Source organism: Pseudomonas sp. MF6396, from assembly GCF_002018915.1.
Classification (GTDB): Bacteria; Pseudomonadota; Gammaproteobacteria; order Pseudomonadales; family Pseudomonadaceae; genus Aquipseudomonas; species Aquipseudomonas palmensis.
This window is the reverse complement of sequence record NZ_MVOK01000002.1, coordinates 89,499-103,467: the sequence shown is the minus strand read 5'-3', so window position 1 is coordinate 103,467 and position 13,969 is coordinate 89,499. Positions and strand designations below refer to the sequence as shown.

At 64.3% G+C, this 13,969-nt stretch carries 13 protein-coding genes and 1 tRNA gene; 7 read left to right on the top strand and 7 right to left on the bottom strand.

What is annotated here, in order from left to right:
• Window positions 1-42 precede the first annotated feature (42 nt).
• Both MF6396_RS02085 and MF6396_RS02080 read right to left on the bottom strand, forming a co-directional pair.
• Window positions 43-846: an MOSC domain-containing protein gene (locus tag MF6396_RS02085; RefSeq protein ID WP_078479600.1), complete on the bottom strand. Its 804-nt coding sequence runs from the start codon at window positions 844-846 to the stop codon at window positions 43-45.
• 75 nt (window positions 847-921) lie between these two features.
• Window positions 922-1,857, bottom strand: a complete 936-nt coding sequence (locus tag MF6396_RS02080) for a chemotaxis protein CheV (protein ID WP_043864576.1) — start codon at window positions 1,855-1,857, stop codon at window positions 922-924.
• Between the two features lie 397 nt (window positions 1,858-2,254).
• Here MF6396_RS02080 and MF6396_RS02075 point away from each other — a divergent pair, with 397 nt between their 5' ends.
• From MF6396_RS02075 to MF6396_RS02065, 3 genes are all read left to right on the top strand, one after another.
• Window positions 2,255-2,716: a hypothetical protein gene (locus tag MF6396_RS02075; RefSeq protein WP_043864577.1), complete on the top strand. Its 462-nt coding sequence runs from the start codon at window positions 2,255-2,257 to the stop codon at window positions 2,714-2,716.
• A gap of 459 nt (window positions 2,717-3,175) precedes the next feature.
• Window positions 3,176-4,072: a sensor histidine kinase gene (locus tag MF6396_RS02070; RefSeq protein WP_043864578.1), complete on the top strand. Its 897-nt coding sequence runs from the start codon at window positions 3,176-3,178 to the stop codon at window positions 4,070-4,072.
• Complete coding sequence (locus tag MF6396_RS02065; RefSeq protein WP_043864579.1) at window positions 4,062-4,721, top strand: response regulator; 660 nt, start codon at window positions 4,062-4,064, stop codon at window positions 4,719-4,721. The genes MF6396_RS02070 and MF6396_RS02065 overlap by 11 nt, the downstream gene beginning before the upstream one ends.
• On the opposite strand, the gene yegS is transcribed toward MF6396_RS02065, so the two are convergent.
• A complete protein-coding gene (yegS, locus tag MF6396_RS02060) occupies window positions 4,705-5,604 on the bottom strand; it encodes a lipid kinase YegS (RefSeq protein WP_078479599.1) in 900 nt (299 codons plus the stop codon). The genes MF6396_RS02065 and yegS overlap by 17 nt on opposite strands.
• Before the next feature lie 299 nt (window positions 5,605-5,903).
• On the opposite strand from yegS, the gene MF6396_RS02055 reads away from it, so the two are divergent.
• The gene (locus tag MF6396_RS02055; protein ID WP_078479598.1) at window positions 5,904-7,358 is read left to right on the top strand and encodes a mannose-1-phosphate guanylyltransferase/mannose-6-phosphate isomerase; all 1,455 of its coding nucleotides are present in this window, start codon (window positions 5,904-5,906) and stop codon (window positions 7,356-7,358) included.
• A 65-nt stretch (window positions 7,359-7,423) separates the two neighbouring features.
• On the top strand, window positions 7,424-8,668 hold the full coding sequence (locus tag MF6396_RS02050; protein ID WP_043864582.1) for a glycosyltransferase family 4 protein: 1,245 nt from the start codon (window positions 7,424-7,426) through the stop codon (window positions 8,666-8,668).
• Here MF6396_RS02050 and MF6396_RS02045 read toward each other — a convergent pair.
• A complete protein-coding gene (locus MF6396_RS02045) occupies window positions 8,657-9,883 on the bottom strand; it encodes a molybdopterin molybdotransferase MoeA (protein ID WP_043864583.1) in 1,227 nt (408 codons plus the stop codon). The genes MF6396_RS02050 and MF6396_RS02045 overlap by 12 nt on opposite strands.
• Complete coding sequence (moaB, locus tag MF6396_RS02040) at window positions 9,867-10,406, bottom strand: molybdenum cofactor biosynthesis protein B (RefSeq protein WP_043864584.1); 540 nt, start codon at window positions 10,404-10,406, stop codon at window positions 9,867-9,869. Before moaB ends, MF6396_RS02045 begins: the two co-directional genes overlap by 17 nt.
• A gap of 200 nt (window positions 10,407-10,606) precedes the next feature.
• Between moaB and MF6396_RS02035 the strand changes: the two genes are divergently transcribed.
• Entirely contained in the window at window positions 10,607-10,828 is a 222-nt protein-coding gene (locus tag MF6396_RS02035; protein ID WP_043864585.1) for a YgdI/YgdR family lipoprotein, read from the top strand.
• A gap of 79 nt (window positions 10,829-10,907) precedes the next feature.
• A tRNA-Pro gene (locus MF6396_RS02030) sits at window positions 10,908-10,984 on the top strand.
• Between the two features lie 142 nt (window positions 10,985-11,126).
• On the opposite strand, the gene mqo is transcribed toward MF6396_RS02030, so the two are convergent.
• Together mqo and MF6396_RS29370 are read right to left on the bottom strand one after the other, a co-directional pair.
• Entirely contained in the window at window positions 11,127-12,713 is a 1,587-nt protein-coding gene (mqo, locus tag MF6396_RS02025; RefSeq protein WP_054916197.1) for a malate dehydrogenase (quinone), read from the bottom strand.
• Between the two features lie 363 nt (window positions 12,714-13,076).
• Window positions 13,077-13,781, bottom strand: a complete 705-nt coding sequence (locus MF6396_RS29370) for a methyl-accepting chemotaxis protein (RefSeq protein WP_373870438.1) — start codon at window positions 13,779-13,781, stop codon at window positions 13,077-13,079.
• Window positions 13,782-13,969 lie beyond the last annotated feature (188 nt).

The window sequence follows — 13,969 nt, the reverse complement described above, 5'->3', positions numbered from 1 at the left end:
TGCGTGTGCAGGGGCCAGCCTTGCTGGCGAAGCGGCCCGTCGCTATTCCAGCACCTCGACCGCCATGCCCACCTCCAGCATGCCCTCGCCGTCGGCCACCAGGTTCTGGCCGAACAGCACATCCCCCTCCTTCTGCCGATAGGTCTTGAGCGTGGTCAAGGGTTCGCGATCGGGGCTGCGCTCGCCGGTCTGCGGGTCGAGGGTGGTGAGGATGCAGCGCGTGCACGGGGAAAGCACCCGAAAGGTCTGCTGGCCAATGCGAATGCGCTTCCAGCCATCCTCGGCATATGCCGCACTGCCCTCGACCACCAGATTGGGCCGAAAGCGCAGCATCTCCAAGGGGCGCCCAACCCGCTGTACCAGGTCGTCGAGCGACGCCTGGCCGATCAGCAGCAAGGGGAAACCATCGGCGAAGGCCACACGGTCGCTGTTCTCACCGTAGCCGGCCGGCAGATAGCGGGTACGCGGCTCGGGCACATGCACCAGGCGCACCGGCTTGCCGATGAAGCGACTCAACCAGTCGGCCGCCGCATCGCCTGCATCCGGTACGCGCAGGGTGTCGCGCCAGATGGTCGCCCCACGCAGATTGGCGTCCGCTTGCGGCACCGCCACCTGCAAGGGGTCAAAACCCGGGGCACTGAGCACCAGACCGCCATCGGCGTCGTACAGCGCCGATAACTGGCTCATCTGCGGGTAGGCGCGCTGGGTCAGGAAACGTCCGTTGTCCTGCTCCACCAGCATCCAGCGCCGGTCACCCAGCAAGCCCAGCAGGCCGCACGGCGACTGGCCCATGGCTTGCGCCTGGGCCGACTTGAGTGGGTAACGATACAACGCGCTCAGACGCATGGGCCGGCTCCGGATGATAAAGGCGCAAGCTTACACCGAAGGCCGGGCAACCGCTGCCCGGCCCTTGGTGCCGGCTCAGACGGTCGCTTCGTCCAGCATCAGGCGCTGGCGCACCACATCCACCAGCTTGTCGGGCTGGAACTTGGACAAAAAGTTGTCACAACCGACCTTCTTCACCATCGACTCGTTGAAGCTGCCCGACAAGGACGTGTGCAGTACCACGTACAGGCTGCGCAGGCGCGGGTCGTTGCGGATCTCGGTGGTCAGGCGGTAGCCGTCCATTTCCGGCATTTCGGCATCGGTGAAGACCATCAGCAACTTCGAGCACACGTCCTCACCGGCATCCGCCCAGCCTTTGAGCAGGTTGAGTGCCTTGAGGCCATCGCTGGCCACATGCATCTTCACCCCCAGCTGGCTCAGGGTTTCACGCAACTGCGCCAGGGCCACGGTGGAGTCGTCCACCAGCAGCACCTCCCGCCCTCGCGCCTGCGCCAGTACCGGGTCTTCCAGCTTGTCGCGGGACACCTTGGCGTTGTACGGCACGATTTCGGCCAGTACTTTCTCCACGTCGATGATTTCTACCAGTTGCTCGTCGACCTTGCTGATGGCCGTCAGGTAATGCTGACGCCCGGCACTGGTGGGCGGCGGCATGATCGCCTCCCAGTTCATGTTGACGATACGGTCCACGCCTCCCACCAGGAACGCCTGCACCGAACGGTTGTACTCGGTGACGATGATGGTGCTGTTGGGCCCCGGCTCCAGTGGGCGCATGCCGATGGCCTGGGACAGGTCGATCACCGGCAGGGTCTGCCCACGCAGGTTGACCACGCCGCACACATACGCATGGCGTTGCGGCATCAGGGTCAACTTGGGCATCTGCAGCACTTCCTGCACCTTGAACACGTTGATCGCGAACAGTTGGCGCCCGGCCAGGCGAAACATGAGGATTTCCAGACGGTTCTCGCCTACCAGCTGCGTCCTTTGGTCTACCGTGTCGAGAATGCCAGCCATTAAACAACCCCCAGGCGTGTCGCAAAAATTGAATTATCAACCGTGTATCGGCCGCGTTCGTCTTGGCTTGACCCCCCAAAATAAAATGCTGCGGGGGGCATTGATGTCACTTTAGCATCATGGTTTACTGCGCTGACAGTTTTGCAGTCGCGGCAGGTCATCAGCGATCACACCAAGCCAATGCCATCAGGGAAACCCCTAGCCACAATCGGGCGAGACCTGATGTTCGCAATATCCTTTAGCCATTAATGTGACGCCATTCTCATTGCATGAATGGAGTCAGGCTTTTGCTCGCTACTGCCTTGTTGTCCACAACCAATGCTAGCGTCTTGCCAAAACACCGGCTCCAGGGCGTTTCAGCCCCCATCCGCAGTCTGCGCCTGGCAGGAAACGACTGATGTCCGACACCACTGCGGACATCAGCGCCCTACACGACTTTCAGGTCGATGCCCACGTACTGCTGACCCGCGCTCAGGAGTGCCTGTCGCACCTTGACCTGATCGGCCACGATACCGACGCGTGCGACTGCCTGCTGAACACCCTCGGCACACTGGCCGAGCGTGCCCACCTGCAGGCCCAGACGCAGATCGCCGACTTCTGTCGCCAACTCTGTCATGTGCTCGAACCGCAGCAATGCCGCGCGCGCCTTCACGCTGCACTGCCCAAGCTGAAAGCCTGCCTGAGCCTGCTGGCCTGGCAGCTTGAACTGATCGACCCGCACACCGGCCAATTGAACCTCGACCCCCAGGAGCAACTGGCCTTGCTGGAGGAACTGGAACAGACCTTCCGGCAGTTGCACGCAGAACCGGCCAAGGCGACCGCCACACCCGCCGCCCCTGCACCCGCCCTGGGCGCATGAAGTTGCACAACTAACCGGCGTGGGAAATTTCCCCGCCGCACATCATTTCAAAGCACTTTCCCACAACACTAAGCATTAACTTACGCGTGGGCGGCGAGTTTCTGTCAGCTGTATACAAAAACAATATCAGCGCATATAGGACAAGTTGTGTATCGCCACCAGTGATAGCAAAGTGCTAGACTTTGCGTCATCCGGAACGACCGTACCAGCCCGTAAAACTGACAGTTCGGACATCTTTCACGCCCCGCGACCATTTCCAAGCGAAGTGATACTATGCCCGACGCAAATTGCACACCGACAATGCACGGTGCTGAAGTTTGGCGTTTTCAGCACACTTGAAATCGTCTGATTCCAGTGTTGGCAAAACTGCACAAAGTTAAATCCAGGCGTTGCCCCAAACGCCTGTTGGGCGATATTCGACCGGCTTTCAACAGCGATACTTCAGTGGCTTCATTCCCTATGCTCTCAAGCCTCAAGACACTCAAGCGCGGCCCTCCGGGCGCTTCTCTGCTGCATTGGCTGAGCGCCCTGCTGTGCCTGGTGTCGGCGGCGGCCAACCTGTACCTGTACCTGCGTGCGGCACCGATGCCCGGCAGCCTGCTGGCACTGCAGCTGGCCGCCCTGCTCGGAATTGGCTGGCAATTGCGCCAGGCCGCGCGCTCGATCGCCATGCGCCCCCAGGAGCTGGCCCACCGCCTGCTCGAGGTGCAGGAGAGCGAACGCCAGCGTCTGAGCCGCGAACTGCATGACGATATCGGCCAACTGCTGACAGCCGCCAAGCTGCAGGCAGACTGGCTGCAACGGCGCATGCCGGCCGACCTGCAGGAACACTGCGCCACATTGCGCAGCACCCTGGACGACACCCTGGCCAACGTGCGTGATGTGTCGGCGATCCTCAACCCACGCCAACTGGCCAGCCTGGGGCTTGAAGCGAGCCTGCGCGCGCACCTGCTGCGCACCCTGGAAAACACCGACGTGCACTGGAGCCTGGAGTGCAGGCAGCGCCTGGGTGGTATTCCGGAAGACATGGCCATCGCTGCCTTTCGCATTACCCAGGAAGCCGTCACCAACATTCTGCGACACGCCCGGGCACGCAACCTGAGCGTGCGCATCGAGCGCACCCCCGAAGGCCTGGCGCTATCGATCAGCGACGACGGCCAGGGCTTCACGCCTGCTGCCGCCCCCGGCGAGGAGGGCCAGCGCGGCATGGCCGGCATGAGTGAACGGGTCAACCTGCTCAATGGCCGGCTGAGCGTGAACAGCCAACCCGGCCAGGGCACCCACATCGACGTACTGTTCCCCTGGCCACCGCGTGCCCGTGAACGCGCCAATACAAGTAAACCCCATGATCTGTAATCTGTTGCTGGTGGATGACCACTCCCTGATTCGCGCCGGCGTACGCGCCCTGGTCGCCGACATACCCGGCTACGCCGTGGTAGGCGAGGCCAACGACGGTAGCCAACTGCTCGAACTGGTGCAGCGCCTGGACCCGGATATCGTGCTGCTGGACATCTCGATGCGCTCGACCGGGGGCCTGGAGGCCCTGGGCCGCCTGAAGGCTGCCGGCTGTCGCAGCAAGGTGCTGATCCTGTCGATGCACACCGACCCCGAGCTGATCATGCGCGCACTGGAAATCGGCGCCCATGGCTACCTGCTCAAGGACACCACCGCCACCGAACTGGAGCAGGCACTGGCCGCGCTGCGCAGCGACGAGCGCTACCTGAGCCCGGCCATCGCGCATACCGTGATCAACCAGGCGTTACTGCGCGCCCAGAGCAGCAAGCCCGAGGCCGTCGAGAACCACAACCTCACGGCGCGCCAGCTGGAAATCCTGCGCCTGATCGTGCGCGGCAAATCCACCCGTGAAATCGCCAACGGCCTGGGCCTGAGCATCAAAACCGTCGAGACCCACCGCTCGCAGATCATGAAACGCCTGCAGATCTACGACGTGGCGGGCCTGGTGCTGTTCGCCGTGCGCGAACAGATCATCAGCCTGGACGACTGAGCAGCGGAGACTCGGCGGGCCGGTGCACGCGCAACGCCCCCGGCAGCGCACTGAAGCGCCAGCTGTCGCCTTGCAGCGGCTCGCCATCGAGGTTGATATCCAGGCCTTCGGCGCTCTTGATCTCGACCCACGGCAGGCGCGCGCGAACGAACAGATTGTCCAGCCCCAGGCCCTCGCTCAGCAGGTCACGCAAAGTGCCGACCACCTCCTGCGGCGCCGGCAGGATGCTGATATCGAGCAGCCCGTCGTCCACCTGCGCCTGCGGGCACAGCACATGCCCGCCGCCGGCCTGGCGGCCGTTGCCGATTCCCAGGGCCAGCAACTGACCTTGCCAGTGAAAATCCGGACCTTGCAGCTCCACCGAGGCCGCACGCAGCTCGCTGAAACGCGACAGCCCGGTGAACAGATAGGCCGCGGCACCGATCACCTTCTTCAGGTCCTCGGAAGTGCTGGCCGTGACCTGGCTGCCGAAACCGCCGGTGGCCATGTTGAGGAACACCTGCCCGCCCACCTCGCCCAGGTCGATCGCCCGCGCCGGCAACTCCAGCAGGTTCAGAGCCTGGTCCGGCTCCAGCGGCACACCGGCAGCCCGTGCGAAATCGTTGGCGGTACCCAGCGGCAATAGCGCCAGGCTGGCATCACCCCGGGCCTGGGCCAGCGCCTCTGCCACATCGCGCAGGGTACCGTCGCCACCACCGGCCACCAGATGCGGGTACCCCGCCGCCAGCGCCTCGTGCACCAGGCGCTGGGCATCGCCCCCCTCCCAGGTGAGTCGAACATCGAGCTGCCAGCCGCGCTCGCGCAAGCCCATTACCGCCGCGCGCACCTCGTCGTTCATGGCCTGCTTGCCATGCAGAATCAACAATGCCCTGCGCTCACCCATAACTGCTCCCCCGCATTGATCACCGCCGACGGCGGTGCCGCGTCAGATGACGCCCGTGTATATCGACCGATTACAACACGGTTCCGTTGCATGCGGACCACGTCAAAAACAGCGCTTTCACACAATTGCCATTGAAAGATTCTCAATCGATGTGCATCATTCGACAAATATTTGGCCTTCACGGACGATGCCAGTGATAAAAGTCACTTTTTTGACTCATTGAGCAAAGCGCCTGCCAGGTTCACCTTTTCCCTGTTATCACACCGCCTAGCGGTGCCCAGAACACGAGGCTGAGTGAAATGAGCACACTGATCCCTTGCATCATTGCCGGTGGAGCCGGCACCCGATTGTGGCCGGTTTCACGCGAGGCCATGCCCAAGCCCTTCATGCGCATGCCCGATGGCCAGAGCCTGCTGCAGAAAACCTTCCTGCGTGCCTGCGCACTCAAGGATGTGGCCCGCGTACTCACCGTCACCAATCGCGAAGTGTTCTTCCGCACCCAGGATGAATACCGCCAGCTCAAACAGCCCGGCATCGCGCTGGACTTCATTCTCGAGCCCTGCGGGCGCAACACGGCCCCGGCGATTGCCGCCGCCGCCCTGCACTGCGCCCGTGAATACGGCGAAGACGCCCACCTGCTGGTGCTGCCCGCCGACCACCTGATCACCGACCAGGCAGCCTTCGAAGAGGCCGTGGAGCGCGCCCGCGCCCTGGCCGAGCAAGGCTGGCTGACCACCTTCGGCCTGGTGCCCACTCAACCGGAAACCGGCTTCGGCTACATCGAGAAGGGCCAGGCCCTGGATGCCCATGGCTATCGCGTGGAGCGCTTCGTCGAAAAGCCGAACGCAGAGACCGCCCAGCGCTATGTCGAGGGCGGCCAGCACCTGTGGAACGCCGGCATGTTCTGCATGCGTGCAGATGCCATCCTGCGCGAACTGCAGCAGCACGCACCGCAGGTTCTGGATGCGGTCGGCGAATGCCTGGGGCTGAGCCAGAGCAAACAGGGCAGCAACAGCCTGCAACTGGAACTGGATGCCACCAGCTTCGCGCAGGTTGCCGACATCTCCATCGACTACGCCGTGATGGAGCGTTCCACCCAGGTGGCAGTGCTGCCCAGCCAGTTGGGCTGGAGTGACATCGGCTGCTGGCGGGCGGTGCGCAGCCTGGCCCAGGGCGATGCCCAGGGCAACCAGTGCAACGGCGAGACCGTGCTGCACGACGTGAGCAACTGCTACATCGATTCGCCTCGCCGCCTGGTGGGCGCCATCGGCCTGGACAACCTGATCATCATCGACACCCCCGACGCCCTGCTGATCGCCGACGCGAACCGCAGCCAGGAGGTCAAGCTGATTGCCCAGCAGCTCAAGCGCCAGGACCACGACGCCTATCGCCTGCACCGCACCGTGACGCGCCCCTGGGGCACCTACACCGTGCTCGAGGAAGGCCCGCGCTTCAAGATCAAGCGCATCATGGTACGCCCGCAGGCCTGCCTGTCCCTGCAGATGCACCATCACCGCAGCGAACACTGGATCGTGGTCAGCGGCATGGCCTGCGTGACCAACGGCGAAGAGGAATTTCTGCTCGACACCAACGAGTCGACCTTCATCAAGCCGGGGCGCGAGCATCGCCTGAGCAACCCCGGGGTGATCGATCTGGTAATGATCGAGGTGCAAAGCGGCGAATACCTGGGCGAGGACGACATCGTGCGCTTTACTGATATCTATGGACGCGCCCCGGCAGCAGCGATCGGCTGAGGCCCGCCAGGCGCGTTTTCGCATTCAGCCTGTCGACGCCCCTGCGGCAAGAGAGGAAGTGGGTCATGCGCGTACTCTGGACACTGCCTTACCTGCCCTGGCCCACCACCAGCGGCAGCAAGGCCCGGCAATACCACCTGTTGCGTGGCCTGGCTGAACGCGGGCACAGGATCACGCTGCTGGTGCACTCGAAAGTTCCGCTTGGCGAGGCAGCCCGACAGGCACTGGAGCCACTGCTCGAGCGCCTGATCGTGTTGCCGCGAAGGCCTTTGCGCAGCCCGCTCAACCTGCTGGCGGCGCTGTACGTCGGCTACCCGATGCGGGCCAGCACCAACGGCCTGGCCCCCCACCTGCGCCACTGCTTCGAAACGTTGCTGCGCGAGCAGTGGGATGTGATCCAGATCGAGCACAGCTACAGTTTCCAACCCTTCGAAAAGGCCCTGCAAGCCAGCGGCCTGCCTTTCATGGTCAGCGAGCATCATGTGGAGTCGGACACCGGCGCGGTGTGCCAGGACCGCCTGCCCCTGTGGCTGCGACCGTTCAACAGCTTCGACCGCTGGCGCTACCGGCGCTGGGAGTCGCGGGTGCTGCGCCAGGCCAGCGAAGTGGTGGCCGTCAACCCGCGCGATGCCGAACAGATCCGCCAGTTCACCGGCCGCCCTGCCGAGGTGGTGATCAACGGCGTGGACTACGAGTACTACCAGCACATCAGCGCCTGCCCGCACAGCCAGCGCCTGCTGCTGGTGGGCAACTTCGAATACGGCGCCAACCTGGAGGCGCTGGAGTGGGCGCTGGAGGAGATCCTGCCGCAGGTATGGCTGAGCAACCCGGCCGTGCGCCTGGCGGTGGTCGGACATGCCCTGCCCACCCAGTGGAAGCTGCGCTGGAACGACCCGCGCATCGAATGGATCGGCTACCTGCCCGACCTGCGTGAGCTGCAACGCCACTCGGCGCTGTTCTTTGCCCCGCTGCGCCATGCCGGCGGGTGCAAGATCAAGTTGCTCGAGGCCATGGCCGCAGGCCTGCCGGTGGTCACCACCACCCAGGGCGCAGCGGGGTTGGCAGTGCGCAACGGCGAGCATTACCTGGGTGGGGACGACACCGACACGCTGGCACTGATCATCACCCGCCTGCTGAGCCACCCGACGCGCATGCAGCAGTTGTCCGATGCCGCGCGCCAGTTCGTGCGCGAGCAGCATGACTGGAGCAGGGCCGCCGCGCAGCTGGAGAGCGTGTATGCGCGCCTCGCCGCGCAGGCCCCACTGGGCAACGACCGGGTTGCCCGGGGCCTGCTGCCGTCAGCCGAGTAGCTCGCTGAGGGGGATGAACTGCACGCTGTCGCCCTTGCCGGGCGCAGTGCCCTCGCGCACCTCCACCAGGCCCTCGGCCCACGCGGCGCTGCGCAGCACACCCGAGCTCTGGTTCTTGTAGATCAGCGCCTGGCCCTGCTCCATGCGCGCGCGCAGGTATTCGCGGCGATTGCCTGGCTTGGGCCAGTCGAAACCGGCAGGCACGCTGAACTGCAGCGGCGTCACGTCCTGCACACCCTGGCGGCGCAACAGGTACGGCCGGGTGAGCAGGCCGAAGGTGACCAGGGTCGACGCCGGGTTGCCTGGCAGGCCGATCACCGGCACCCCGCGAAAATGCCCGAAGGTCAGCGGCTTGCCGGGCTTGATCGCAAGCTTCCACAGCGACAGCTCACCTTCTTCGCGCAGGGCGATACCCAGGTAATCGGCCTCGCCCACCGATACACCACCGGTGGACAGAATCAGGTCGACGTCCTTGAGCTGGCCCAGGCGCTCACGGGTCAACGCCAGATCATCGGGCAGGATGCCGGCGTCCTTCACCTCGCAGCCCAGGCGCTGCAGCCAGCTGACCAGCAGGCGCCGGTTGCTGTTGTAGATCTGCCCGGGGCCCAGGGGCAGCCCCGGCTCGACCAGTTCGTCGCCGGTGGAAAGCACCGCCACCCGCACCTTGCGCACTACCGACAGCACCGCGCAGCCGAGCGAGGCAGCCAGGCCCAGCTCGACCGGCCCGAGGCGGGTCCCGGCGTCCAGCACGGTTTCACCTGCCCGGGTTTCCTGGCCCTGCGGGCGCACGTTGAGCCCGGCACTGAGCGGCTCGGTGAAACACACGCGTTGATCGGGCTGAACGTCGGCGTTCTCCTGCATCTCGACGCAGTCGGCCCCTGCCGGCAGCGGCGCACCGGTAAAGATGCGCGCACAGGTACCCGGCTCCAGAGGCGCAGGCGCCTGCCCGGCCTGAATGCGCTGGCTCACCACCAGCGGCGTGCCCTGCCAGTCGGCGTGGTGCAGTGCGTAGCCGTCCATGGCGCTGTTGGGCCAGGGTGGCAGGTCAAGGCCGGCGACCAGCGCCGTGGCCAGCACACGGCCCTCGGCAGCAGCCAGTGGCACCTCTTCGCAGTCTTCGATGCGCGCCGCTTCGGCCAGCGCCAGCAAGCGCTCCAGTGCCTGCTCCACGGGCAGCAGCGGCTTTGCCGCAACAGGCTCAGCCACGGCTTTCACACGGCGCCGCCTGCTTGAGGTGCGCGACGAAATTGCACGGGCGATGGCGTACATCCAGTTGCTCGGCAAGAATCCCGTCCCAGCCGGTGCGTACCGCGTTGGTCGAGCCGGGCAGGCAGCACACCAGCGTACCGTTGGCCAGCCCGGCCAGGGCGCGGGACTGCACGGTGGAGGTGCCGATATCGGCCAGGGAGATATGCCGGAACAGTTCACCGAAGCCGTCGACCTGCTTGTCGAGCAGGCAACCGACCGCCTCGGGGGTGCTGTCGCGGCCGGTGAAGCCGGTGCCGCCCGTGATCAGTACCACCTGCACCTGCTCGTCGGCGATCCAGGTGGCGACCTGCGCGCGAATCTTGTAGAGGTCGTCCTTGAGCAGTACACGGGCGGCCAGCGCGTGGCCGGCAGCAGTCAGGCGGTCGACGAACACCTGGCCAGAGGTATCGGTTTCCAGGGTGCGGGTATCGCTGACGGTCAGCACGGCAATGTTCAGCGGCACGAACGGTACATCAGCCTTGGCTTTCATGAGGAAGGTGAATCCATGACAGGGAAAGAATGCCGCCAGTTATATCACAGCCCTCCCCGCGCCCGCCCGCCAGAGGCCGATTGCATTGTTCCCGATCAATGACGCGGTTCAGCCGCTATGCTCAAGTTGCGAGGAACTTGCTGGGACGCGATGCGTCTCAATGACATGACCCGCAACTTCCCCCTCAATGGAGAAAGAATATGATTCAACGGACCCTCCCCGCTTTCCTGCTCGCCCTGGGCCTGGGCACCCTCGCCGGGTGTGCTTCGCCTACCGTGATCACGCTGAATGACGGACGTGAGATCCAGGCGGTCGACACCCCCAAGTACGATGAAGATTCGGGCTTCTATGAAATCGAACAGCTCGACGGCAAGAGCACCCGGATCAACAAGGACCAGGTCCGCACCGTGAAAGAGCTGTAAAAGGCAGTACAGACGGCAAGCTTCAGGCCCCTCGCCGGGGCTTGCCGGTCGCGTTTTTTTTTGAGTAGAATTTTGTCATCGGAGTGTAGCGCAGCCAGGTAGCGCGTCTCGTTCGGGACGAGAAGGCCGCAGGTTCGAATCCTGTCTCTCCGACCAGATCGGCAAAAACCACAAAGCCCGCTTTTGCGGGCTTTGTGGTTTCTGGCTGTACTGCATCCGCTGTGGCTCAAACCCGCCCCCACAAGGATGTCAATCATCCGGTGGGGGCGGGCTCGATCCGCGAAGCGTCAACCCGACGTTACTGCGCGGCCACCGCCGTCTCGTCCGGCAGCACCGGCACGAACAGCAGGTTCAGGCGCGAGCTGCTCCACTCACGGGTCTTGTTGGTCAGCTCGAGGTTGTTGTTGAGCTTCTGACCATAGGTCGGCACGATCTGCTTCAGCTTGGCCTGCCATTCAGGGGTCTTGATACGGTCCTTGAAGGTCTTTTCCAGCACGGTCAGCATGATCGGTGCGGCGGTGGAGGCACCTGGCGAGGCGCCCAGCAGCGCGGCGATGGTGCCGTCCTGCGAAGCCACCACCTCGGTACCGAACTGCAGGATGCCACCGTGCTCGGGATCCTTCTTGATCACCTGGACGCGCTGGCCGGCCTGCAGCAGTTTCCAGTCTTCGTTCCTGGCGTTGGGGAAGTACTCGCGCAGGGCATGCATGCGGTCTTCGAAGCTCAGCATCAACTGGCCCATCAGGTAGGTGCTCAGGTCGATGTTGTCGATACCGGCATGGGTCATCGGCATGATGTTGTGGGTGGTCAGTGCCGAGAACATGTCCAGCAGCGAACCGTTTTTCAGGAACTTGGTGGAGAAGGTCGCGAACGGGCCGAACAGCAGCACTTCCTTGCCATCGATGACACGGGTGTCCAGGTGCGGTACAGACATCGGCGGCGCACCGACCGACGCCTTGCCGTACAGCTTGGCCTTGTGGCGTTTGACGATGTCCTGGTTGTCGGTCATCAGGAACTGGCCGCCCACCGGGAAGCCGGCATAGCCGTCAGCTTCCGGGATGCCGGACTTCTGCAGCAGCTTGAGCGCGCCACCACCGGCACCGATGAACACGAACTTGGCCTTGACGCTGGTTTCGACGCCCTTGTTGGCGAGGTCGGCGACCACCACGGTCCAGGTGTTGTCGGCGTTGCGCACGATGTCGCGCACTTCGTGCGAGGTGTGCAGCTTGACGTTGTCATGCTGGGTCAGCGAAGCGAACAGCTGGCGGGTGATCTCGCCGAAGTTCACGTCGGTACCGATCGGCATGCGCGTTGCGGCAATCTTCTGGTCGGCGGCACGGCCTTCCATCACGATCGGCACCCACTTCTGGATCTGCGCGTGGTCTTCGGAGTACTCCATGCCACGGAACAGCGAACTGTGCTGCAGGGCCGCATGACGTTTCTTGAGGAACTCGACGTTCTTGTCGCCCCACACAAAGCTCATGTGCGGCACGTTGTTGATGAACGAGGTCGGGTTGTTCAGCACCTTCTGCTCGACCTGGTAGGCCCAGAACTGCTTGGAGATCTCGAACTGCTCGTTGACGCCCACCGCCTTGCTGATGTCCATCGAACCGTCAGCCGCTTCGCTGGTGTAGTTCAGCTCGCAGAACGCAGAGTGGCCGGTACCGGCGTTGTTCCAGGCGTTGGAGCTTTCCTCGGCCACCTTGTCCATGCGCTCGTACACGTCGATGGACCAATCCGGCTCCAACTCGTTGAGGTAGGTCCCCAGGCTTGCACTCATGATGCCGCCGCCGATCAGCAGCACGTCGACGGTCTTTTCCGGTTCACTGGGCTTGGAGCAACCCATGACGCTCAGGCACAGGAGCGTCAGCAGGATTTTTTTCATAGTTCAATCCAATTGAAGTGAAGTGATTGGCAATGACCATCACACCCGCAGTGCACGCCCGTCTCTTGTGGTTCTGCGCGCGCAGGCCATGGCTCAAGGCATGGCGTCCAGGCCTTCGAGGCTGGCTGGCGGCTGGGGTATCGAGGGTGCGGGGAACGGTCTGACGCCATGGCTGCCGTAGCAGCCCTGAATGTTTCGCAAGGCTTAAGCCTGGGTCGCCTTAAGCAGAAATCGGGCCAACTTGCACAAGACCAACGGCTAATAGCTAGGACCTGTGGTCGCACCCCATCGTTGATGGTTTTGCTGGCGACAATCCGCCACATTGCCCGACATAAAGGCCGGCAGGTGGCGGATTTCCCCCGGTCAGGCCCGCAGGCGCGCCGTCACCTCGCCCAACCGACCCGACAGGTCGTGCAAGTGCTGCCCGGCCTGCTCGGTCCGCTGCACCGCGCCCTGATTGGCGGTGGCGATGCGGGTGATCTCCACCAGGTTGCAGGACATGTCTTCGGCCACGCTGGTCTGTTCCTCGGCGGCGGTGGCGATCTGGCGGTTCATGTCGCGGATGGCCTCCACCGCCTGGGTGATGCGCTGCAACATGGCACCGGCACGCTGTACCTGTTCGGCCCCCTCCTCGCTGCGGGCCTGGCCGTTCTCGATGGCCTTGACCGCCTCCAGCGCGCCCGACTGCACGGCGCTGATGATCTGGTTGATCTCGGCGGTGGACGCCGCCGTGCGCTGGGCCAGGTTGCGCACCTCGTCGGCCACCACCGCGAACCCGCGCCCGGCCTGGCCGGCACGGGCCGCCTCGATGGCAGCATTGAGCGCCAGCAGGTTGGTCTGCTCGGCGATAGCGCGGATCACCTCCAGCACCTTGCCGATACGGGCGCTGTCCTGTTCCAGATGGCGAATCACCGCCGCCGTGCCGGCGATGTCCCGGTTGACCGCGTCGATGGTGGCAATGGTCGACTGCATCACCTGCTCGCCGGCCTGGGCACTGTGGTCGGCATCATCCGCGGCGCGGGCCGCGTCCGCTGCATGGCGGGCCACCTCCTGGGCAGTGGCGGACATTTCCTGCATGGCCGTGGCCACCTGGTCGGTCCGCTGGAACTGGTCTTCGGTGCCCCGCGCCATGCCGCCGGCCAGGCTGCGCAGCTCGCCGCTGGCGGACTCCAGCTCCCGGGCGTTGTCCTGCAGGCGCCCTACCGTGTCGGCCAGAAAATCGCGCAAGGTATTGGCAGCCACCGCCAGGCGCCCCA

Excerpts from the sequence above, each read along its gene's own strand:
- MF6396_RS02085 (WP_078479600.1), bottom strand. The coding sequence starts at position 846 with ATGCGTCTGAGCGCGTTGTATCGTTACCCACTCAAGTCGGCCCAGGCG.
- MF6396_RS02080 (WP_043864576.1), bottom strand. The coding sequence starts at position 1,857 with ATGGCTGGCATTCTCGACACGGTAGACCAAAGGACGCAGCTGGTAGGC.
- MF6396_RS02075 (WP_043864577.1), top strand. The coding sequence starts at position 2,255 with ATGTCCGACACCACTGCGGACATCAGCGCCCTACACGACTTTCAGGTC.
- MF6396_RS02070 (WP_043864578.1), top strand. The coding sequence starts at position 3,176 with ATGCTCTCAAGCCTCAAGACACTCAAGCGCGGCCCTCCGGGCGCTTCT.
- MF6396_RS02065 (WP_043864579.1), top strand. The coding sequence starts at position 4,062 with ATGATCTGTAATCTGTTGCTGGTGGATGACCACTCCCTGATTCGCGCC.
- yegS (WP_078479599.1), bottom strand. The coding sequence starts at position 5,604 with ATGGGTGAGCGCAGGGCATTGTTGATTCTGCATGGCAAGCAGGCCATG.
- MF6396_RS02055 (WP_078479598.1), top strand. The coding sequence starts at position 5,904 with ATGAGCACACTGATCCCTTGCATCATTGCCGGTGGAGCCGGCACCCGA.
- MF6396_RS02050 (WP_043864582.1), top strand. The coding sequence starts at position 7,424 with ATGCGCGTACTCTGGACACTGCCTTACCTGCCCTGGCCCACCACCAGC.
- moaB (WP_043864584.1), bottom strand. The coding sequence starts at position 10,406 with ATGAAAGCCAAGGCTGATGTACCGTTCGTGCCGCTGAACATTGCCGTG.
- MF6396_RS02035 (WP_043864585.1), top strand. The coding sequence starts at position 10,607 with ATGATTCAACGGACCCTCCCCGCTTTCCTGCTCGCCCTGGGCCTGGGC.
- mqo (WP_054916197.1), bottom strand. The coding sequence starts at position 12,713 with ATGAAAAAAATCCTGCTGACGCTCCTGTGCCTGAGCGTCATGGGTTGC.
- MF6396_RS29370 (WP_373870438.1), bottom strand. The coding sequence starts at position 13,781 with ATGTCCGCCACTGCCCAGGAGGTGGCCCGCCATGCAGCGGACGCGGCC.